This is a genomic window from Limnohabitans planktonicus II-D5, from assembly GCF_001270065.2.
Lineage (GTDB): Bacteria > Pseudomonadota > Gammaproteobacteria > Burkholderiales > Burkholderiaceae_C > Limnohabitans_A > Limnohabitans_A planktonicus.
Genome location: NZ_LFYT02000001.1, coordinates 182,203 through 201,813 on the forward strand (window position 1 = coordinate 182,203; position 19,611 = coordinate 201,813).

A 19,611-nucleotide genomic window follows, 5' to 3' on the forward strand; every position below is an offset into this window, starting at 1 on the left:
ACGTGCTGTCAGAGGGTGGGGGCACGTCTGACCAACTCTTGCGCAAATTCCACATAGGCCTGGCTGCCCCGTGCAGCAGCATCGAACACCACGCCTGGCAAGCCATAGCTGGGCGCTTCGGCCAATCGCACATTGCGCGGGATGACGGAGTCAAACACCTTGTCGCCAAAATGCGCCTTGAGCTGGTCGCTCACCTGCATTTGCAAGGTGATGCGCGGATCGAACATCACGCGCAGCAAACCGATGATCTTCAGGTCGCGGTTCATGTTGGCATGCACCTGCTTGATGGTGTTGACCAGATCGGTCAAACCTTCTAGCGCAAAGTACTCGCACTGCATGGGCACGATCACGCCGTGGGCTGCACACAAGCCGTTCAAGGTCAGCATGGACAAGGATGGCGGACAGTCAATCAGCACAAAATCGTATTGGCCATCCACCAAAGCCATGGCATTTTTGAGTCGTTGGTCACGGCGTTCCAATTGAACCAGTTCCACCTCGGCACCCGCCAGCTCTCGGTTGGCACACAAGACGTGGTAGCCGCATTTATCAGCCAGCACCACCGCCTCATTGACCGACGCCGACTCCAGCAACACGTCATAGACGCTCAGCACCTGTTGGCGCTTGTCGATGCCCGAGCCCATGGTGGCGTTGCCCTGCGGATCCAGATCCACCAGCAAAACGCGTTGCCCCAATTTGGCCAGGCCTGCGGCCAGGTTGACGGAAGTGGTGGTTTTACCGACGCCGCCCTTTTGGTTGGCAATGCAAAAGATTTTCGCCATGGTGAGTCGTCCGATTCAGTTATTTGGAAATGGCCAGCTTGACGCCGAAACCGATGAGAAAAATGCCAGCCAGCTTTTCGAGCCAGCGTCCAATCTGTGGATTAGACCGCATGTGGGCTGCCAGATGGTGCGTCAACAGCGTCATGCCCAATCCATAAAGAAAGGTCAAACCCGCGATGGTCGCTGCCATGGCGGCAAAACTGATCAAACCCAGGTGATGCTTGGGGTCGACAAACAAGGGGAAAAACGCCATGTAAAAAACAATGGCCTTAGGGTTCAGCAGCGTGATCGCCACAGCTTGTTGAAAATAGTGCCGAGGCCGGATGTTCAAAACTGGCGCATCACCCGGTTTGGCCATCAACATCTTCCAGCCCAGCCAGGCCAAATAGAGTGCACCTGTCCATTGCACGGCCGCAAAAGCTGTGGGGTAGGTGGCCAATACTGTGGCCACACCAGCCACTGCCAGCCACATGAGCACCTGATCACCGGCGATGACGCCGAGCGTAGCACCCAGGCCCCCCGCAATTCCACCCTTTCCCGTTGACGTGATGAGTGCCAGATTGCCCGGGCCGGGGATGGCCAAAAACAAAATGATGGCGGCTACAAACGAACCGTAATCTGAAATACCGAAAAACATGCGCTGCTTTCTGGGTCAGGGAAAGTGGCAAGTGTAAGTGAATTGTCGACAGACACCGCCAAGAATCGCGCGTGTTTCACGTGAAACACAATTTGTTCAAGTCTTCCGTTTATCTGTCGGATTAGGAGAGCAGAAAATGTCTTGTGGCAATGTGTGTAAACCGCATCTTCTATGGAAGGTGATAGCGCTGCTGATGAAGATCGATCCGGCCCTTTGAAGTCTGCAGAGTGACTTCAATCTTGCACCTTGTTGGAGCTATGGATTCGGCCCTGTGAAGTTTTCAATTCCCAAAGATCTTGTAGGTCGGCACTCGTAGACCCCGACATGGGCCTGTGCCGAAGCGGCCAAACGTCGGACTCTTCGAGTGCCGACCTACGAGATGACATGTCTCACACATTTCAAACTTCAGCGTGCCTGATCAATAGCCCTGCTGGCGATCTGACGCTTGAGGACCACAGACTTTTCGCTTGAAGTTCAAGCTCCCACATCATTCGCCCAACTGGCAGCACTGCTAAGCGCTCATCAGGCTGAATCTGTAGAGAATTATGATTTTCGATCATCTCCGGAATTTTTCTTCAACCACGCTTCTGAAACTGGTGACGGATCAACCCTCAGACCAAGCTCAACGAAGGCTTCAACCAGACCATGCACCTTTCGACATCCAGGCCAGGTACGGTCAATGGTTCCACGTGAAACACCTTCACGTCTGATGGCAAGGCATCGATTTCGTCTTGCGGGTGTTTGCCTTTCATGGCCATCCACACCCCCCCATCAGCCAAAGCCGATCGAGACCAGTTCACAAAGTCAGGCAATGAAGCAAAGGCACGCGAACAAATGACCTGGTAAGGCTCTGTCAATGACTCAACGCGTGCATGCAAACCCTTCAAATTCGTCAACTTCAAACTCGCGGCCACTTGCTGGACAAAGGCCGCTTTTTTGGCCACTGTGTCCACACAGGTCACATGGAGTTCGGGCATGCAGATGGCCAAAACAACGCCTGGCAAACCCCCACCCGACCCCACATCCAAAACCCGTATGGGCTCGCCCAGCGTATGACGGGTCAATGGTGCAATGGCTGTGAGGCTGTCGAGCAGGTGGTGTGTGAGCATCTCCGCGGGATCACGCAAGGCTGTCAAGTTATAGACCTTGTTCCACTTCTGGATCAACCCCATGTAATCCAGCAAGCGTTGCTGCTGTTCAGCTGACAAGTTCAAGCTCATCGCCTGCACACCGGTGCTCAAGCCATGGGCCAAGGTATCGGTCATGCGTTTTGGCTTTCTTCCACAGGATTCATGAAACCCTTGAACCCACCCTTCTTCAGGTGAATCAACAGCAGCGACACACTGGCTGGCGTGATGCCAGAAATGCGTGAAGCCTGGCCCAAGGTTTCAGGGCGGTGCTTGGCCAACTTCTGGCGGGCTTCAATTGACAAGGCTGAGACCTGCATGTAATCCAGGGTTTCAGGCAATCGCAGGTGTTCATAAAAAGCCGCACGTTCCACTTCGCCCTTCTGGCGGTCAATGTAGCCCGAATATTTGGCGGCAATTTCAACCTGCTCGATCACCGTTTCACTGAGGTCACCCAGTGTTTCACGTGAAACATCTGCACAAGCCATGCGACCACCATCCAAAGACATCAGCGCTTGGTAAGTCACATTGGGTCTGCGAAGCAAGTCAAACAAGTTGTGCTCATGCTCAATCGCCTTGCCCAAAACCCGGATCGATTCTTCTGCTACCAAATTGCGAGGGTTAACCCAAGTGGATTTCAAGCGTTCTGTTTCACGTGAAACAGCATCGCGTTTGCGGCTGAGAGCGTCCCAGCGGGCATCATCAACCAGACCCATCTGACGGCCCACTTCTGTCAGGCGGGCATCGGCGTTGTCCTCACGCAATTGCAATCGGAACTCGGCACGGCTGGTGAACATGCGGTAGGGCTCGGTCACGCCTTGCGTGACCAGATCATCCACCAACACACCCAGATAAGCCTGATCGCGTGCAGGCGTCCAGGCCGATTCGCCTCGACATTGCAGCGCGGCATTGATGCCCGCAAACAAACCTTGGGCTGCAGCTTCTTCGTAACCGGTTGTGCCGTTGATTTGACCCGCAAAGAACAAGCCTTGTATCTGCTTGGTCTCAAAGCTGTTTTTCAGCGCACGCGGGTCAAAGTAGTCGTATTCGATCGCGTAACCCGGGCGCAGGATGTGGCAGTTTTCCAGTCCCTTCATCGAACGCACCAGGTCGTACTGGATGTCAAATGGCAAGCTGGTCGAAATGCCGTTGGGGTAGTACTCGTGCGTAGTCAGACCTTCGGGCTCCAAGAAAATCTGATGACTGTCCTTGTCAGTAAAGCGGTTGATCTTGTCCTCGACGCTCGGGCAATAGCGCGGGCCCACGCCTTCGATCTTGCCGGTGAACATGGGGCTGCGGTCAAAGCCGGAGCGGATGATGTCGTGAGTGCGCTCGTTGGTGTGGGTGATCCAGCAAGGCATTTGCTGAGGGTGCATTTGCGCATTGCCCATGAAGCTGAACACGGGCACGCCATCATCAGGGTTCATGCCGCCAGGCATGCCGTCGCCGGGCTGCTCGCTGCACTTGGAAAAGTCGATGGTGCGGCCATCCAGACGCGGCGGTGTGCCGGTCTTCAAGCGCCCTTGCGGTAACTGGAGTTCTTTCAAGCGTGCCGACAGGCTGACAGCCGGCGGGTCGCCCGCTCGGCCGGCAGCATAGTTCTGCAAGCCCACATGGATCTTGCCATCCAAAAAAGTGCCGGCCGTCAGCACCACCGTGCGCGAACGAAAACGGATGCCCACTTGCGTCACGGCGCCCACCACGCGGTCGCCTTCAACCATCAAATCATCGACTGCCTGCTGGAACAGCCACAGATTGGGCTGGTTCTCGAGCATGCGGCGGATGGCTGCTTTGTAGAGGATGCGGTCGGCCTGGGCTCGGGTGGCACGCACAGCCGGACCTTTGGAGCTGTTGAGAATACGGAACTGGATACCGCCCTCATCCGTGGCCAGCGCCATGGCACCACCCAGGGCGTCGACTTCTTTGACCAAGTGGCCCTTACCGATGCCGCCAATGCTGGGGTTGCAGCTCATCTGCCCCAGCGTCTCGATGTTGTGGCTGAGCAAGAGCGTCTTGCTGCCCATGCGCGCTGCGGCCAATGCCGCTTCGGTGCCGGCATGGCCGCCACCGACCACGATCACGTCGAATTCTTGAGGGTAAAGCATGAAATATCTGCCTCGTTGAAAGGCCAAAAAATAGGCGCCGCCTGCGCCATGGGCCTGGCCTGCCACGGGCCGGGCTGATCTGCTTATTTTACAGGCAGGTATTTAGTCGCAGATCGTTACTCGCAGAATCCAACATTTTTGGTTTCTGCACAAGCCGATGTCGGGGTCTTTGACCGCCGACCTACAACATGCTTGAGCATTGAAAACTTCACAGGGCCGAGTCCACCGGTTTATGCACAAAGCGCATGATCTAACAGCCAAGAAGCCTTGGACAGGGCACCATGGTCTCCATAACATCTCGCATCACTGACGATCGGTCAGATTCACGAAAGACCAACCATGTCCAACCCTGTCGCAGGCCATACCGCCACAAGCCAACACGCCCTGCCCTCTTACCTCAATGCCGATCATGTCGGTCCCTGGGGCATTTACCTTCAACAAGTTGACCGCGTCACGCCCTATTTGGGCAAGCTTTCACGCTGGGTCGAAACCCTCAAACGACCCAAACGCGCATTGATCGTGGATGTGCCCATCGAACTGGACAACGGCACCATGGCCCACTTTGAGGGTTACCGTGTGCAGCACAACACCAGCCGAGGCCCCGGCAAAGGGGGCGTGCGCTTTCACCAGGATGTGACCTTGTCCGAAGTCATGGCCCTTTCGGCCTGGATGTCGGTCAAAAACGCTGCGGTCAACCTGCCTTTTGGGGGCGCCAAAGGCGGCATCCGCGTCGACCCCAAAACGCTTTCACGCGGTGAACTCGAACGCCTGACGCGCCGCTACACCAGCGAGATTGGCATCATCATCGGTCCCACCAAAGACATTCCTGCGCCTGACGTCAACACCAACGAGCAAACCATGGCCTGGATGATGGACACCTACTCGATGAATGAAGGCTCCACGGCCACAGGCGTCGTCACAGGTAAGCCCATTGCCTTGGGTGGCTCACTGGGCAGGCGTGAAGCCACCGGCCGGGGTGTGTTCACCGTGGCGCAAGAAGCGGCACAACACATCGGCATGGACATCCAGACCGCCCGTGTCGCCGTCCAAGGGTTTGGCAATGTCGGGGGCATCGCCGCCAAATTGTTTGCCCAAACAGGCGCTCTGGTGGTGGCTGTGCAAGACCATGGCGGCACGATTTATAAGGAAGCGGGTCTGGACGTGCCTGCCCTGCTGGCGCATGTGGCGCAAGCGGGCAGTGTCAAAGGGTTTGAGCTTGCAGAAGTGATCCCTGATGAACAGTTCTGGAGCGTGCGCTGCGACATCCTGATTCCGGCCGCCTTGGAGCAACAAATCACAACCGCCAACGCCTATCAAATCCAGGCACGCATGGTGATTGAAGGGGCCAACGGGCCCACAACGCCAGAAGCTGACGACATCCTGCATGAACGGGGCATCCTGGTCGTGCCCGACGTGATTGCCAACGCAGGGGGCGTCACGGTCAGTTATTTTGAATGGGTGCAGGATTTTTCGAGCTTCTTCTGGAGCGAAGACGACATCAACGGCCGACTGGTGCGCATTCTGCGCGAAGCCTTTGCCGCCATCTGGCACGTCGCCGATGAACACCAGGTCAGTCTGCGCACCGCCACATTCATCGTGGCGTGCTCGCGCATTTTGCAAGCGCGAGAGTTGCGGGGCTTGTACCCTTGACCTTCATTTGAGAGCATACAAAGGCAAGGCCCCTGCGGCCTTGACCTCGCCCAGGGAAAAGCTGGTGTGCAGGTCTTTGACATTGGGCAAGTTCAGCAACACGTCACGAGCGAACACGCTGAAGGCATTCAAATCACGGCACACCACTTGAAGTTCAAAAGTGCCGGTGCCGCTGATGTAGTGACAGGAAATCACCTCCGGTATTTTGAGGATCGCTTCTTCGAGTTGACGCGTCACGTCACCCCGGTTTCGCTCAGCATCCAGCCGCACAAAGGCAAACACATCCAGGCCCACCTTTTGCCGGTCAATTTCAGCGCGATAGCCCTTGATCACTCCGGCCACTTCCAATGCACGCACACGCCGCCAACAAGGCGCAGCCGACAAGCCCACACGCTGCGCCAATTCGGCATTTGTCAATCTGCCATCTTTTTGCAGTTCATTCAAGATGGCCCAGTCAAATTTATCCAATGTTTCCATAATTCAACTTTTTTAGCAAGATTCTTTCAAATCATAGGGCAAATCCTGTCACATAAAGCAAGCCTATGTCTGGGGCATCGGCCTACACTGTTCCACAAGTTTCATCTGCAGGACATCCCCATGAACGCCCCATTGCCCGATTCGATCCGCCAGGCTTTAGAAACCGTGACGCTGGACGACAAATACAGCCTCGACGTAGGCAGCGCCTTCATGAGCGGCGTGCAGGCCCTGGTCAAACTGCCGATGCTGCAACGCCAGCGCGACGCTTTGCAAGGCAAGAACACTGCCGGCTTCATCAGCGGCTACCGGGGCTCACCGCTGGGCAGTTATGACCAGTCCCTGTGGAAAGCCAAAGACCACCTGAAAGCGCAAAACATCGTCTTCCAGCCCGGTGTGAACGAAGAACTGGCCGCCACCGCACTGTGGGGCACACAGCAACTGGGCTTTGCACCCGCAGGCTCTAACCGGTTCGATGGCGTGTTCGGCATTTGGTACGGCAAAGGCCCAGGTGTGGACCGCTGTTCGGATGTGTTCAAACACGCCAATATGGCAGGCACCACACCCTGGGGTGGTGTGCTGGCCGTCGCTGGCGATGACCATGTGGCCAAAAGCTCAACAGCAGCGCACCAGAGCGACCACATCTTCAAGGCCTGCGGACTGCCTGTCTTTTTCCCGGCCAGCGTGCAAGACATCCTCGACCAAGGCTTGCATGCCATTGCCATGAGCCGCTATGCAGGCGTCTGGTCAGGCATGAAAACCATTCAGGAAATCGTCGAATCCAGTGCCACCGCACACATCGACCCTGAACGCGTGCAGATCGTGTTGCCCGAATTTTCCATGCCGCCGGGTGGCGTGCACATCCGCTGGCCCGATACCGCGCTGGAACAAGAAGCGCGCCTGTTCGACTACAAATGGTATGCAGCGCTGGCCTACATCCGCGCCAACAAACTCAACCACAACGTGATTGAAGGCCCGAATGATCGCTTTGGCCTGATCGCCAGTGGCAAAGCCTACAACGACACAAGGCAAGCCCTGCTCGACCTGGGTCTGGATGACGAGCGTTGCCGCCAATTGGGCATACGCCTGCACAAGGTGAATGTGGTCTGGCCGCTTGAAGCCCAAACCACACGCGAATTTGCCACCGGGCTGCGCGAAATACTGGTGGTCGAAGAAAAACGCCAGATCATCGAATACCAGCTCAAGGAAGAACTCTACAACTGGCGCGACGATGTGCGCCCCAACATCCTGGGAAAGTTTGATGAAGGCGAAGGCGACGTGTCAGGCGGTGAATGGTCCATCCCCAACCCGACCGAGCGCACTTTGCTGCGAGCCAATGCCGACTTGACGCCCGCCATCATTGCCCGGGCGATTGCCAAGCGACTCCAGAAAATGGGTCTGGACAGCGACACCACGGCACACATCCATGCCCATCTGGCGGTGCTGGACAACAAAGAACAAGCCATGCAAACGCTCACCTTGGGCGCTGCAGCCGAACGTCAGCCCTGGTTTTGCTCGGGCTGCCCGCACAACACCTCCACCAAAGTGCCCGAAGGCTCGCGCGCCATGGCCGGCATTGGCTGCCACTTCATGAGCATCTGGATGGACCGCAGCACCGTGGGCTTTACCCAGATGGGCGGCGAAGGCGTGCCGTGGACAGGACAACAACCATTCAGCAACGAACAACACATGTTTGCCAACCTGGGTGACGGCACCTACTTCCACAGCGGCTTGCTCGCTATTCGCCAAAGCGTGGCGTCGGGTGTGAACATCACCTACAAAATCCTCTACAACGACGCCGTGGCCATGACCGGCGGCCAGCAAATTGGTGAACGCCCCGAAGGCCACAGCGTGCTGCAGATTGCACAAAGCATGAAAGCAGAAGGTACTCAGCGCACCGTGGTCGTGACCAACGAACCGGAAAAATACCAAGGCGTGACGCTGGCTGAAGGCGTGCAGGTATTTCACCGCGACGAACTCGACCGCATCCAGCGTGAGATGCGCGAAATCAAAGGCACCACCGTCATCATTTACGACCAGACCTGCGCCACTGAAAAGCGCCGCCGCCGCAAACGCGGCACCCTGCTTGACCCGGCTGTTCGGGTCATGATCAACGAAGAAGTCTGCGAAGGCTGTGGCGACTGCAGCGTGCAATCCAATTGTCTGTCGGTAGAACCGCTGGACACCGAGCTGGGCCGTAAACGCACCATCAACCAAAGCACCTGCAACAAGGACATGAGTTGCCTCAAAGGCTTTTGTCCCAGCTTTGTCACCGTGGAAGGCGGTCAGTTCAAAAAGAAATCGACCCTCGTCACACACTCCCTCGCACCCGCTTTTCTGGGCACCTTGCCTGAACCCACACTGCCAGACACCACGCACCCCTGGGGCATGGTGGTGGCAGGCGTGGGGGGCACAGGGGTTATCACCATCGGCCAACTGCTGGGCATGGCGGCACACATGGAAGGCAAAGGCATCGTCACGCAAGACGCGGCAGGCTTGGCACAAAAAGGCGGTGCCACCTGGAGCCATGTGCTGGTGGCCAACAGACAAAGCGACATCCGCACCACCCGGGTGGGTATGGCTGCAGCCGATCTCATTTTGGGATGCGACCCGATCGTCACCGCGTCCAAAGAAACGCTGTTGCGCATGCGCCCAGGCCGCACCCATGTGGCCCTCAACAGCAGCAGCACGCCCACAGCAGCGTTCGTGAAAAACGGCAACTGGGAAAACCCGGCGGAGCAATGCCTGGTTGAAATCAGCCAACAGGTGGGTGAGCAAGGCGTCGGCACCTTCAATGCCGACTTGCTGGCCAAACAACTTATGGGTGACACCATCTACGTCAACCCCATGATCCTGGGCTATGCCTGGCAAAAAGGCTGGATTCCCCTGCACCATGAATCCCTGGTGCGTGCCATCGAGCTCAATGAAGTCGCAGTTCAAAACAACCTGACGGCCTTTGAATGGGGACGCCACGCGGCGCACCATCTGGACAAGCTCATGCAGCAAGTGCAGCCCGCACAGGCCATCACCTTCAAAAAGCGTGAAACCCTCGATAAGATCGTGGCCCAGCGCGTTGCGCGTTTGACCGACTACCAAAATGCGGCTTATGCCGAACGCTACCGTGTGTTCGTGGAACGCGTCAAAATGGCAGAAACCCCTTTGGGCAAAACAACGCTGAGCGAAACCGTGGCGCGCCAACTCTACAAACTGATGGCCTACAAGGACGAATACGAAGTCGCCCGCCTACACACGCAAACAGCTTTTCTGGACCGCATTGCACAAAGCTTTGAAGGCGACTTCAAGGTGCATTACCACCTGGCGCCCCCCCTGCTGGCCAAGCGCAACAACAAGGGTGAATTGGTCAAACAAAAATTCGGCCCCTTCATGCAAACCGCTTTCAAAGGGCTGGCGCCTCTCAAAGTTTTGCGCGGCACCGCTTTCGATGTGTTCGGTTACACCGAAGAGCGCCGCACAGAACGCGCCTTGATCAGAGAATACATGCAGCACATTGAAAAAGTCATGTCCAACATAGGCCACGACAGCCACGCACACGCCCTGGCCGTGGCGCAAGTGCCCGAAAACATCAAAGGTTTCGGCCACGTCAAGGAACGAAACCTCAAAGCCGCACGGGCGATGTGGGCCTCTCTGTCAGCCATTTGAAGCTGATGCCTGGCGGACACTTTTAGATCCGGCACAGTGAAGTTTGAGATGTGTGAGAAGTGATATCTCGCAAGTCGCCACTCGCAGACTCCGACATGGTTGGCTTCGGATCAGGCCCCATGTCGGGGTCTGCGACCGCCCACCTACAGCATCATTGATGCATTGATCTCGTAGGTCGGTACTCGAAGAGTCCGACATGGTGGGTTTCAGCACACGCCCCAAGTCGGGGTCTGCGACCGCCGACCTACAGCATCATTGATGAATTGATCTCGTAGGTCGGTACTCGAAGAGTCCGACATGGTGGGTTTCAGCACAGGCCCATGTCGGGGTCTGCGACCGCCGACCTACAGCATCATTGAGCATTGATCTCGTAGGTCGGTACTCGAAAAGTCCAACATGGTGGCTTTCAGCACACGCCCCATGTCGGGGTCTGCGACCGCCGACCTACAGCATCATTGATGCATTGATCTCGTAGGTCGCTACTCGAAGAGTCCGACATGGTTGGCTTCAGCACACGCCCCATGTCGGGGTCTAAGACCGCCGACCTACAGCATCATTGAGCATTGATCTCGTAGGTCGGTACTCGAAGAGTCCGACATTGTTGACTTCAGCACACGCCCCATGTCGGGGTCTGCGACCGCCGACCTACAGCATCATTGATGCATTGATCTCGTAGGTCGCTACTCGAAGAGTCCGACATGGTGGGTTTAAACAAAGGCCCCGTGTCGGTGTCTTTGACCGCCGACCTGCAAAATCTTTGGATATTGAACACTTCACAGAGCCGAATCAATCATGTCCAACCCACAAAAAAGCCATGCTCTCGCATGGCTTTTTATCAGGACTTGACGATCGTTGTCAGCGAGAGTCAGGCAACTCAATCTTGACTTCCAAAACCTCAAGATTGTCCTGACGCTCCAGATTGACTTTGATGTCCTCCAAATTGATCTTGATGTACTTGCTGATCACGGCCACCAACTCCCGTTGCAAGTCAGGCAAGTAGTCAGGCTCAGCGGCATTGCGGCCGCTGCGTTCGTGCGCCAGGATGATCTGCAGGCGTTCTTTGGCCACACTGGCCGTTTGCTTTTTTTCGCCTGCAAGAAATGAAAGGAGGGACATGACTTAGCCTCCAAAAAGACGCTTGAAAAAACCTGCCTTCTCAGCGTCAATGAAACGCATGGGTTTGTCTTCACCCAAGAAACGATCGATCACATCTTTGTAGGCTTCAGACACATCCGTGTTGGCCATGTGGATCGCTGGTGTGCCCTGGTTGGAAGCTTGCAAGACCTTGTCACTCTCTGGAATGACGCCCAGCAGTTTGATGCGCAAAATATCCTGGATATCTTGCAAAGACAACATCTGACCATCTTCCACACGATGGGGGTTGTAGCGGGTGATCAAAAGATGTTCCTTGATCGGCTCAGAACCATCGATAGCACGCTTGGTTTTGCTGCCCAGCATGCCCAAAATGCGGTCTGAGTCACGCACTGAAGACACTTCAGGGTTAGTCACCACCAAAGCTTCATCGGCAAAGTGCATGGCCATCAAGGCACCGGTTTCAATGCCGGCTGGCGAGTCGCAGATGATGTATTCAAAGCCCATGGTGCTCAGATCGTTGAGCACTTTTTCAACGCCTTCCTGAGTCAGAGCGTCCTTGTCGCGTGTTTGAGAAGCGGCCAGGACATACAGGTTTTCACATTGTTTGTCCTTGATCAAGGCCTGGTTCAAATTGGCCTCACCCTGTATCACGTTGATGAAGTCATAGACCACACGGCGCTCACAGCCCATGATGAGGTCCAGATTGCGTAAGCCCACATCAAAGTCGATGACCGCAGTTTTGAAGCCTTTGAGGGCCAAGCCTGTAGCGAAACTGGCACTGGTCGTGGTTTTGCCCACACCACCTTTGCCGGAAGTCACAACGACGATTTTTGCCATGGGGAATCTTTCTTGGACAAAAGGAAAAAAATTTCAAGGTTGCAAAGGGGTGATCAACAACTTGTCACCCTCAGCACCAGATTGCAGGCAAACCTGTGCAGGCAGGCCCAAAACATTTTTTGACAGTGCATTTTCGCTGGTGCGATAAACACCAGCAATCGATACCAGTTCTGGCTCCATCGATTGCGCAAAGATTCTGGCATTCACATTGCCGCGCGCACCTGCAATGGCTTTGCCACGCAAAGCCCCATAAATATGGACACTGCCATCAGCAATCACTTCGGCACCTGGATTGACAACCGCCAACACCACCAGATCACGACCTTTGGCATAAACCTGCTGGCCTGAACGCAAAGGCTTGTCAATCACCAAAGCACCCAAAGGCGCAGCAGGTGCAGCAGGCGGTGGGGGCGTGGTCACCGCTTCAAGGGCTTCAGCAGCAGGCACAGAACGCCGTATACGGGCATCTGATGCATTGACAAGCCCCAGGGCCTGGGCAGAGGCCAGCAGCGCCTCCTGAGCACCTTTGATGGCCAATGGCACCAATGCATGTTCACGAAGGAGATTCAAAAGTGATGGCAAATCCAAAACTGGCGCTTGCGGGTCTGTTGGCAAAGCGCTGACATCAATGATGACGGGTTCTTGGTCAAAAAAACCAGGACTGTCAGCCAATTGCTGCGTCAAAGCTCGACCAAGGCTTTGAATGTCCGTGGTTTTGAGCAACAAAGCCAGCACTGGCAAGTCAGCGCTTTTGATGTCGTAACAGTGAGAAATTGGGGCTTCTGAAACGATGGCCATGGTGCCGTAAACGGTAGGAAAGGAGCAAATCTTAACAGCGCAGTTGTTCTTTGTTGTTTCTCTATAGTTTTAAATATCAAAATAGCAGTAGTAGATAAGGGAAGCGCTTGGGTGTGGACAAGGCATTTTTCTTTAAATCTGACAATCACTTAGTGCATCCGCAAGCATGTGGGTGCCCGTGCTTTTGAGATGTCTTCAAAATATGAACAACTTGGAAAGTTGCCAACAGCCTGTGGATAAGTTGAGACTTACCCTTTTTTTATCCACAGGGTTGTGGATACACGGGGATCAGCTCGAGATCACCCATTGAATGATGCCTTTGGCCACAAAGCCGAGCATGCCGAAAGCCAGACCCAGGAAAATGACAAAGGTTCCAAATTTTCCAGCTTTGGATTCCCAAGCCAATTGGCCAATGATGAACAACATGTAGAGCATGAAAGCCGCCACACCCACTGTCATGCCAAACAGGGAAAATTCTTCTTCTGTGAAGCCGAACATCACCGTTCACCCTGCGCATTCAATCGTTCTTGAAGTTCACTCACATCCACCAGCGCACGGTAGGCGTGCCAGCTGCCGTGTCCAAGCATGGGCACGATGAGAATCAAACCCAAAAACAGCGAAAAGATGCCCAGCAGACAAAAACCCATCAGCAAAAAAGCCCACAGTGCCATGGGAATTGGGTGAGTCAGCAAGGCATTCCAGCTCGTCAGGACCGCTTGCAATACCGTCACACGGCGGTCCAGCAGCATAGGCATGGACACCACACTGGAGGCAAACACCGGAGCGGCCATCATTGCGCCCAGTCCGAGCCAGATTTCAAACAAGGGGTTGTCTTTGCTGAGCACGACCAGGCGGATGAAGTCGATGGGGGTGTGAATGGGGGCGGGTGCCAGCCAGGTGATCAGGGCCGCAGACGTGATGACCCAGCCGGTGCCCGCCAAGCTCAAAAGAATGCCAAAGCGGATCAGGCTCCAATAGCTGTCCGGTTCATGGCGCAGCTTCAATTGCCAATGCGTCCAGGTGTCGATCAATAAACCCAAATCGACCTTTTCCCCCTTTTCCATGGCGCGGCTCATGGCATACAGGCTGGTGGCCAATACCGGTGCGATGACCAAAAAACCAGACAGGGCCCCAGCGAGCAACCAAAATCTGTCGTGCGCCAACAAGGTGATCAAAGCACCCCAAATGGCCAAAATCAGACCATGCATCATGCTCAATAGGGGCGAGCGCGTCATGTCCTTGAAACCCAATGCCAACCAATGCAGAGGTTGGTCCATCGTGATGGGCAAGATGAGGGGTAAATGGCGTTCAGAACGTGTCTGATCCGTCTGTGGCGGGTGGTGTTGCGTCATTGGGCAAGCCTAGCCAAGCACTGATGTTCAGGTATTGATGTGTGTCAATTCATGAAAGTGACATCCAATACGCTAACCGTTCAGAACGGGTAGCTGTGTTTTGAAGTCATGTCAAACACAAGGCGCTTGATTGACCATGCGCTTCAATAACGCCAATAACGCCCTCCACCAAAATAGATGTTGCCGCGTCTGTCATGCATGTGCTTGAAGGTTTCCGCATCAAAAATCTTCTTTTGTTCGGGATTCAGATCGGCATAAAAATTTTTGGTGATGTCCACGTGTTTTTGAATCACAGCGTCTCGCTGCGCTTTGTGCGCAAGCATTTGGTCAAGGCGTTCGGGTGTGCTGAGTTTGGCCATGGCGACAGGATCAGGCCGTGGAAAAACCGGAGCTGTTGATTGCAAGTGTTGTGAAAAAGCTTGCCAGGCAGCGGATTGCCCAGGAGCCAATTTCAGTTTGTCATGGAGATCAGCCAAGTCTTTGCTGTTGAACTGTTCCATGTTCTGGCGCATGTGTTGCATGCGATCTGGGCGTGCTGAAGGCGCTGTGGGTGAATTGGAAGGTGCGTTTTGCGCCAAGGAAAACCCCGACAGGCTGAGCATCAGACTGGCGGTGATCATGGGGGAGCGAAGAAATTTCATGGCAAACATCCTTTCAGTGATAGACGCAGTCAGTGTGCTGCACTCATGAGCTGGGCATGAGTTGTGCAGACACTCGTGTGTCATGTTCGGCGACCTGCAGAAGATGACAGCTCAAACAACTATGGATTCGGCCTTGTTAAGTTTTGAATGTTTGAAGATGTTGTGGGTCAGCGGTTGAAAACACCGACATGGGCCTGTGACAACCCCCATCATGTCGGACTCTGCGGGTGCCGACCTGCACATTGACATGTTTCACACATTCCAAACTTCAGGGTGCCTGATCAATGTTGTTTGGTTTTGCAGGTGTTGATGCCCAGCAAGCTGTAGGGCGGGCACCAGCCGATCAGGCCAGTGGCTATTGGCACCAGTCCCAACCAGCCCCAGACGCCGATGTGGCCGGTCAAGGTCAAGCCCACCAGAATCAGGCCTGCCAGCACGCGAACGATGCGTTCAATACCACCAATGTTTTGGGTCATGACGACTCCTTCAGAGTGAAAAAATCAAACAGTGACGCGATAACCTTCCTCAGCAATGGCCTGTGCCAAAGCGTCACGGGGCTTTTCAGATTCAACTTGCACGGTGTTGTGTAGCCGGTCAATCGTGATTTTGGCCTGGCTGTCCACAGCCAACAGAGCCTGGGTCACGGCCTTTTCGCAATGGCCGCACGTCATGCCCTCAACAGTGAAAATCTGGTTCATGATGTGTGATTCAAATAAACCCTCACGGGTATCTATCAAGCATAGATAAAAAAAGGTGCTTTGAACATGACAAAGATCAACAACGAACCCCAAACCATCGACATCGGCATTGGGGGCATGACCTGTGCCTCATGCGTGTCGCGGGTTGAAAAGGCGTTGAACAAAGTGCCTGGTGTGACCTTGGCCACCATCAACCTGGCCACTGAATCGGCCCGCATTACCGTGAAATCAAAAGAAGTCAGTGAGGCCCGTTTGCGGCGAGCTGTTCGCGATGCAGGTTACGAGCCCCTCACCCCACAGGCGGTGCAGGCGGCGCAAAACGTGTCCACTTGGTCGGGCTTCATGCCGGTGGCGTTTGGCCTCCTGCTCTCAGCGCCTTTGGTCTTGCCTATGCTCGGGAATCTGTGGGGACAGCACTGGATGGTGCCACCTTGGCTGCAGTTTGCCTTGGCTACGCCCGTGCAATTCATTTTGGGCGCACGCTTTTACATGGCTGGGTGGCACGCCCTTAAAGCCTTCACGGGCAATATGGATTTGCTGGTGGCCTTGGGCACCACGGCCGGGTGGCTGCTGTCGGTCTGGTTGTGGCTCACGGCCCATCCGGGTCACGCGCCGCATCTGTACTTTGAAGGCTCAGCCGTGGTCATCACCCTGGTCCTGCTGGGCAAGTGGCTGGAGGCGCGAGCCAAACGTCAAACCACTCAAGCCATTCGAGCCCTGCATGCGCTGCGCCCTGACAAAGCCCACTGGATCAGCAAAGACGGCGAAGTCGATGTGCCTGTGGATGAAATTCTGGTGGGTGATCTGATTGTGGTGCGCCCGGGCGAGCGCTTTCCCCTCGATGGCCAACTGGTTGAAGGCCAAACCCAGGTGGATGAAGCCATGCTCACGGGCGAGCCCTTGCCGGTCTCCAAAGCCATGGGGTCACAACTCACGGGGGGCTCCATCAATGGCGATGGCCGGGTTTTGATGCGCATCAGTGCCGTCGGTCATGAAACCGTGCTCTCGCACATCATCCGGCTGGTGGAAGACGCGCAAGCGGCCAAAGCCCCCATTCAGCGCCTGGTGGACAAAGTGGCTGAAATTTTTGTGCCCGTGGTCTTGGTGGTGGCATTGATCACCCTGGCGGTCTGGATGTTCATGGGGGCCTCATTTGAGACCGCCTTGATCCATGCGGTGGCTGTGCTGGTGATCGCTTGTCCTTGCGCATTGGGCTTGGCCACACCGGTGGCCATCATGGCGGGCACGGGCGTGGCGGCCCAACACGGCATCCTGATCAAGGACGCTCAAGCGCTGGAGATTGCACACCAGGTGCAAACCGTGGCTTTTGACAAGACCGGCACCCTCACGGTGGGCCAGCCACGCCTGACGCACCAAGTTCCAGCACCTGGGCAAGATGGCCAAACCATGCTGGCCTGGGCTGCAGCGGTGCAAAGCGGCAGCGAACACCCCTTAGCCCGTGCAGTGCTGAGCGCTGCACTGGAACAAGGCCAAAGCTTGATGAGCGCGCAAGAGGTGAGCGCTGTGCCAGGCAAAGGCGTGAAAGCCACGGTCGATGGCCACCACCTGATGCTGGGCAGCCTCCGATGGCTGCAGCAAGAAGGCCTGGACAGCGCCTTGTGGGCAGATGAAATCAAGTCATTGCAGCCGGTTGGCGCCACGCTGTCAGCACTGGCTGAGCGCAGTCACACAGGCGTGCAGGGTCTGCTCTTGATGGCATTTGGCGATGAACCCAAGCCCGGCGCTGCGCAGGCCCTGGCCGCATTGCGCGAGAGGGGTTTGAAACTCGTCATGATCTCTGGCGACAACCAGGCTGCAGCAGAGGCCATGGCGCGCCGTTTGGGGCTGCGTCCTGAAGACGGCGAAGTTCTGGCCGATGTGCTGCCCGGTGACAAATCCGCGCAGGTGCAAAAACTGCGAGAAGGCGGCCGCATTGTGGCCATGGTGGGCGATGGGGTCAACGACGCACCAGCCCTTGCCGCCGCGGATGTGGGCTTGGCCATGGGCAACGGCACCGATGTGGCCATGCATGCGGCAGGCATCACCCTGATGCGTGGTGATGTCGCCCTGGTGGGCGCGGCGCTCGACATTTCGGCGCGCACCGTGGCCAAGATCCGGCAAAACCTGTTTTGGGCATTCGCCTACAACGTGGCGGGCATTCCCCTGGCGGCCATGGGCTTCCTGAATCCGGTGATTGCAGGGGGGGCCATGGCCCTGAGTTCAGTCAGCGTGATGGGCAACGCCCTGCTGCTCAAACGCTGGAAGCCCAAAGGCTGAGCTGCCCACAACAGGCCTTTTCCAGCCTGTTGGGATCCGGTACGCTCAAGTATGAAATGTGTGAGAAATGTCATCTCGCAGGGCACCACTCGCAGAGTCTGACATGGTGGGTTTGGGCACAGGCCCATGTCCGGGGTCTTCGACCGCCGACCTGCAGCATCTTTGATCATGGATCTTGTAGGTCGGCACTCGAAGAGTCCGACATGGTGGGTTTGGGCACATGCCCATGTCGGGGTCTTCGGCCGCCGACCTGCAACATCTTTGAGCATGGATCTTGTAGGTCGGCACTCGAAGAGTCCGACATGGTGGGTTTCGGCACAGGCCCATGTCGGGGCTTTCGACAGCCGACCAACAGCATCATTGAGAATGGATCTTGTAGGTAGGCACTCGCAGAGTCCGACGTGGTGGGTTTGGGCGCATGCCCATGTCGGGGTCTTCGACCGCCGACCTGCAGCATCTTTGAGCATTGAAAACAGCACAGGACGGTATCAATAGGGCCTTCTGTACCGAAGATGATGGTTTCAGTCCCGGCTGATCATGTTGGCAGAAAGTGCTTGTAAAAGATCAGACGCCAAAGCGGCCTTGCGTTTGGCTTCGGCGCGCTTGTTGGAAGCCACGTCGCTGAAATCCTGGGGCAAGGACACGATCGGGCTCAAGGCAAAAAAACCATCGGCCTGGGGCGTGGCACCCAAGTCGCGCCACAGGCCTTCCAAATCGGTCTTGATTTTCAGTCGGCGCACCGGATTGAGGGCCACCCGTTGGGGGTTGGAGACCAGCAACACGCGCTGGCAAGCACACAGGTGAGCAAATTGCCGTGCCGCCTGCACAAGCAGCATGGACGGGCGGTAACCATGAAAGCTCTTGGTCGCCGTGCGGAGCAGGTCTTTGGCCCCATCGACTTTGTTGCTTTGCAAACGCGTGACCACCATGTCGGGGGTGGACGGTTCCCCGATCAAGGAAAAAGTCAAAGAATACAAAAACCGATCACCCAGATACAGCTGCAAACTCATTTCGCCTTCTCGGTGACCGTCGCGCAAGGACTGCAAATACAACTTGGCAGTGTCTGTCGATTTGGTTTGCACACTTCCAATCAGCAGGGGTTTCACGGCGGATTGCTTCAGCAAAGTGAGCAAACCGTGTTGATCGAGCACTTCGTAGTGGCGAATCATCATCTCAACACGCTGCTGGCAATTCAAAGTGCTAAAACCGTAAGGTCGGTAAATGCGAGTGAGTAATTTGGGGAAATCAGGTAGTTGCGACCACAACACGGCGTGTGAGCGCACAAACGAAACCCACTGGTGCGTGCTGGAGGGGTAAAGCAGACGTCCCAGAATCATTTTGACCCGCTCACGCGGGTGGTGTTTCAGTGCAGTCCAGGAATCTTGCCAAGCGTTCATCGGTACTCAGGGGAGAACTTAAAGAAAAAATAAGTATTTAATATAAACAATATTAATAAATGGATTATCACAAAGGTTATTTAA

The 19,611-nt window shown here is 55.7% G+C and carries 17 protein-coding genes; 3 read left to right on the forward strand and 14 right to left on the reverse strand.

Annotated elements, in window-relative coordinates:
• Nucleotides 1-8: 8 nt before the first annotated feature.
• The 4 genes from H663_RS21030 to mnmG all read right to left on the reverse strand — a co-directional run bounded on the left by H663_RS21030 (nt 9) and on the right by mnmG (nt 4,648).
• Nucleotides 9-779, reverse strand: a complete 771-nt coding sequence (locus H663_RS21030) for a ParA family protein (RefSeq protein ID WP_053173147.1) — start codon at nt 777-779, stop codon at nt 9-11.
• A gap of 19 nt (nt 780-798) precedes the next feature.
• Complete coding sequence (locus tag H663_RS21035; RefSeq protein ID WP_053173149.1) at nt 799-1,416, reverse strand: LysE family translocator; 618 nt, start codon at nt 1,414-1,416, stop codon at nt 799-801.
• A 611-nt stretch (nt 1,417-2,027) separates the two neighbouring features.
• Nucleotides 2,028-2,681, reverse strand: a complete 654-nt coding sequence (gene rsmG, locus H663_RS21040) for a 16S rRNA (guanine(527)-N(7))-methyltransferase RsmG (RefSeq protein WP_053173151.1) — start codon at nt 2,679-2,681, stop codon at nt 2,028-2,030.
• Complete coding sequence (mnmG, locus tag H663_RS21045; protein ID WP_053173153.1) at nt 2,678-4,648, reverse strand: tRNA uridine-5-carboxymethylaminomethyl(34) synthesis enzyme MnmG; 1,971 nt, start codon at nt 4,646-4,648, stop codon at nt 2,678-2,680. Before mnmG ends, rsmG begins: the two co-directional genes overlap by 4 nt.
• A 339-nt stretch (nt 4,649-4,987) precedes the next feature.
• Between mnmG and H663_RS21050 the strand changes: the two genes are divergently transcribed.
• Nucleotides 4,988-6,298, forward strand: a complete 1,311-nt coding sequence (locus tag H663_RS21050) for a Glu/Leu/Phe/Val family dehydrogenase (RefSeq protein WP_053173155.1) — start codon at nt 4,988-4,990, stop codon at nt 6,296-6,298.
• Between the two features lie 3 nt (nt 6,299-6,301).
• Here the strand turns inward: H663_RS21050 and H663_RS21055 are convergent, their stop codons facing one another.
• A complete protein-coding gene (locus H663_RS21055) occupies nt 6,302-6,775 on the reverse strand; it encodes an Lrp/AsnC family transcriptional regulator (RefSeq protein ID WP_053173157.1) in 474 nt (157 codons plus the stop codon).
• A gap of 120 nt (nt 6,776-6,895) precedes the next feature.
• Here H663_RS21055 and H663_RS21060 point away from each other — a divergent pair, with 120 nt between their 5' ends.
• Entirely contained in the window at nt 6,896-10,432 is a 3,537-nt protein-coding gene (locus H663_RS21060) for an indolepyruvate ferredoxin oxidoreductase family protein (protein ID WP_053173159.1), read from the forward strand.
• An 855-nt stretch (nt 10,433-11,287) separates the two neighbouring features.
• Here H663_RS21060 and minE read toward each other — a convergent pair.
• The 8 genes from minE to H663_RS21100 form a co-directional block, all read right to left on the reverse strand.
• Nucleotides 11,288-11,548: a cell division topological specificity factor MinE gene (gene minE / locus H663_RS21065; RefSeq protein WP_053173161.1), complete on the reverse strand. Its 261-nt coding sequence runs from the start codon at nt 11,546-11,548 to the stop codon at nt 11,288-11,290.
• A 3-nt stretch (nt 11,549-11,551) separates the two neighbouring features.
• A complete protein-coding gene (minD, locus tag H663_RS21070; RefSeq protein ID WP_053173163.1) occupies nt 11,552-12,364 on the reverse strand; it encodes a septum site-determining protein MinD in 813 nt (270 codons plus the stop codon).
• Between the two features lie 33 nt (nt 12,365-12,397).
• A complete protein-coding gene (minC, locus tag H663_RS21075; protein ID WP_053173165.1) occupies nt 12,398-13,162 on the reverse strand; it encodes a septum site-determining protein MinC in 765 nt (254 codons plus the stop codon).
• Nucleotides 13,163-13,450: 288 nt separating this feature from the next.
• Complete coding sequence (locus H663_RS21080) at nt 13,451-13,660, reverse strand: DUF2788 domain-containing protein (protein WP_205872658.1); 210 nt, start codon at nt 13,658-13,660, stop codon at nt 13,451-13,453.
• A complete protein-coding gene (locus tag H663_RS21085; RefSeq protein ID WP_053173169.1) occupies nt 13,660-14,514 on the reverse strand; it encodes a DUF2189 domain-containing protein in 855 nt (284 codons plus the stop codon). Before H663_RS21085 ends, H663_RS21080 begins: the two co-directional genes overlap by 1 nt.
• Before the next feature lie 143 nt (nt 14,515-14,657).
• Entirely contained in the window at nt 14,658-15,155 is a 498-nt protein-coding gene (locus H663_RS21090) for a Spy/CpxP family protein refolding chaperone (RefSeq protein WP_165803834.1), read from the reverse strand.
• A gap of 281 nt (nt 15,156-15,436) precedes the next feature.
• On the reverse strand, nt 15,437-15,631 hold the full coding sequence (locus H663_RS21095) for a YgaP family membrane protein (RefSeq protein ID WP_053173173.1): 195 nt from the start codon (nt 15,629-15,631) through the stop codon (nt 15,437-15,439).
• A 24-nt stretch (nt 15,632-15,655) separates the two neighbouring features.
• Entirely contained in the window at nt 15,656-15,853 is a 198-nt protein-coding gene (locus tag H663_RS21100) for a heavy-metal-associated domain-containing protein (protein WP_053173175.1), read from the reverse strand.
• A gap of 66 nt (nt 15,854-15,919) precedes the next feature.
• Here H663_RS21100 and H663_RS21105 point away from each other — a divergent pair, with 66 nt between their 5' ends.
• Nucleotides 15,920-18,130, forward strand: coding sequence for a heavy metal translocating P-type ATPase (locus H663_RS21105; RefSeq protein ID WP_053173176.1), 2,211 nt, complete (start codon nt 15,920-15,922; stop codon nt 18,128-18,130).
• 521 nt (nt 18,131-18,651) lie between these two features.
• Here the strand turns inward: H663_RS21105 and H663_RS21110 are convergent.
• Nucleotides 18,652-19,527, reverse strand: coding sequence for a DUF535 family protein (locus H663_RS21110; RefSeq protein WP_083451197.1), 876 nt, complete (start codon nt 19,525-19,527; stop codon nt 18,652-18,654).
• Nucleotides 19,528-19,611: the final 84 nt, after the last annotated feature.

Coding starts and splice junctions, on each gene's coding strand:
- H663_RS21030 (WP_053173147.1), bottom strand. CDS start 779: ATGGCGAAAATCTTTTGCATTGCCAACCAAAAGGGCGGCGTCGGTAAA.
- H663_RS21035 (WP_053173149.1), bottom strand. CDS start 1,416: ATGTTTTTCGGTATTTCAGATTACGGTTCGTTTGTAGCCGCCATCATT.
- rsmG (WP_053173151.1), bottom strand. CDS start 2,681: ATGACCGATACCTTGGCCCATGGCTTGAGCACCGGTGTGCAGGCGATG.
- mnmG (WP_053173153.1), bottom strand. CDS start 4,648: ATGCTTTACCCTCAAGAATTCGACGTGATCGTGGTCGGTGGCGGCCAT.
- H663_RS21050 (WP_053173155.1), top strand. CDS start 4,988: ATGTCCAACCCTGTCGCAGGCCATACCGCCACAAGCCAACACGCCCTG.
- H663_RS21055 (WP_053173157.1), bottom strand. CDS start 6,775: ATGGAAACATTGGATAAATTTGACTGGGCCATCTTGAATGAACTGCAA.
- H663_RS21060 (WP_053173159.1), top strand. CDS start 6,896: ATGAACGCCCCATTGCCCGATTCGATCCGCCAGGCTTTAGAAACCGTG.
- minE (WP_053173161.1), bottom strand. CDS start 11,548: ATGTCCCTCCTTTCATTTCTTGCAGGCGAAAAAAAGCAAACGGCCAGT.
- minD (WP_053173163.1), bottom strand. CDS start 12,364: ATGGCAAAAATCGTCGTTGTGACTTCCGGCAAAGGTGGTGTGGGCAAA.
- minC (WP_053173165.1), bottom strand. CDS start 13,162: ATGGCCATCGTTTCAGAAGCCCCAATTTCTCACTGTTACGACATCAAA.
- H663_RS21080 (WP_205872658.1), bottom strand. CDS start 13,660: ATGTTCGGCTTCACAGAAGAAGAATTTTCCCTGTTTGGCATGACAGTG.
- H663_RS21085 (WP_053173169.1), bottom strand. CDS start 14,514: ATGACGCAACACCACCCGCCACAGACGGATCAGACACGTTCTGAACGC.
- H663_RS21090 (WP_165803834.1), bottom strand. CDS start 15,155: ATGAAATTTCTTCGCTCCCCCATGATCACCGCCAGTCTGATGCTCAGC.
- H663_RS21095 (WP_053173173.1), bottom strand. CDS start 15,631: ATGACCCAAAACATTGGTGGTATTGAACGCATCGTTCGCGTGCTGGCA.
- H663_RS21100 (WP_053173175.1), bottom strand. CDS start 15,853: ATGAACCAGATTTTCACTGTTGAGGGCATGACGTGCGGCCATTGCGAA.
- H663_RS21105 (WP_053173176.1), top strand. CDS start 15,920: ATGACAAAGATCAACAACGAACCCCAAACCATCGACATCGGCATTGGG.
- H663_RS21110 (WP_083451197.1), bottom strand. CDS start 19,527: ATGAACGCTTGGCAAGATTCCTGGACTGCACTGAAACACCACCCGCGT.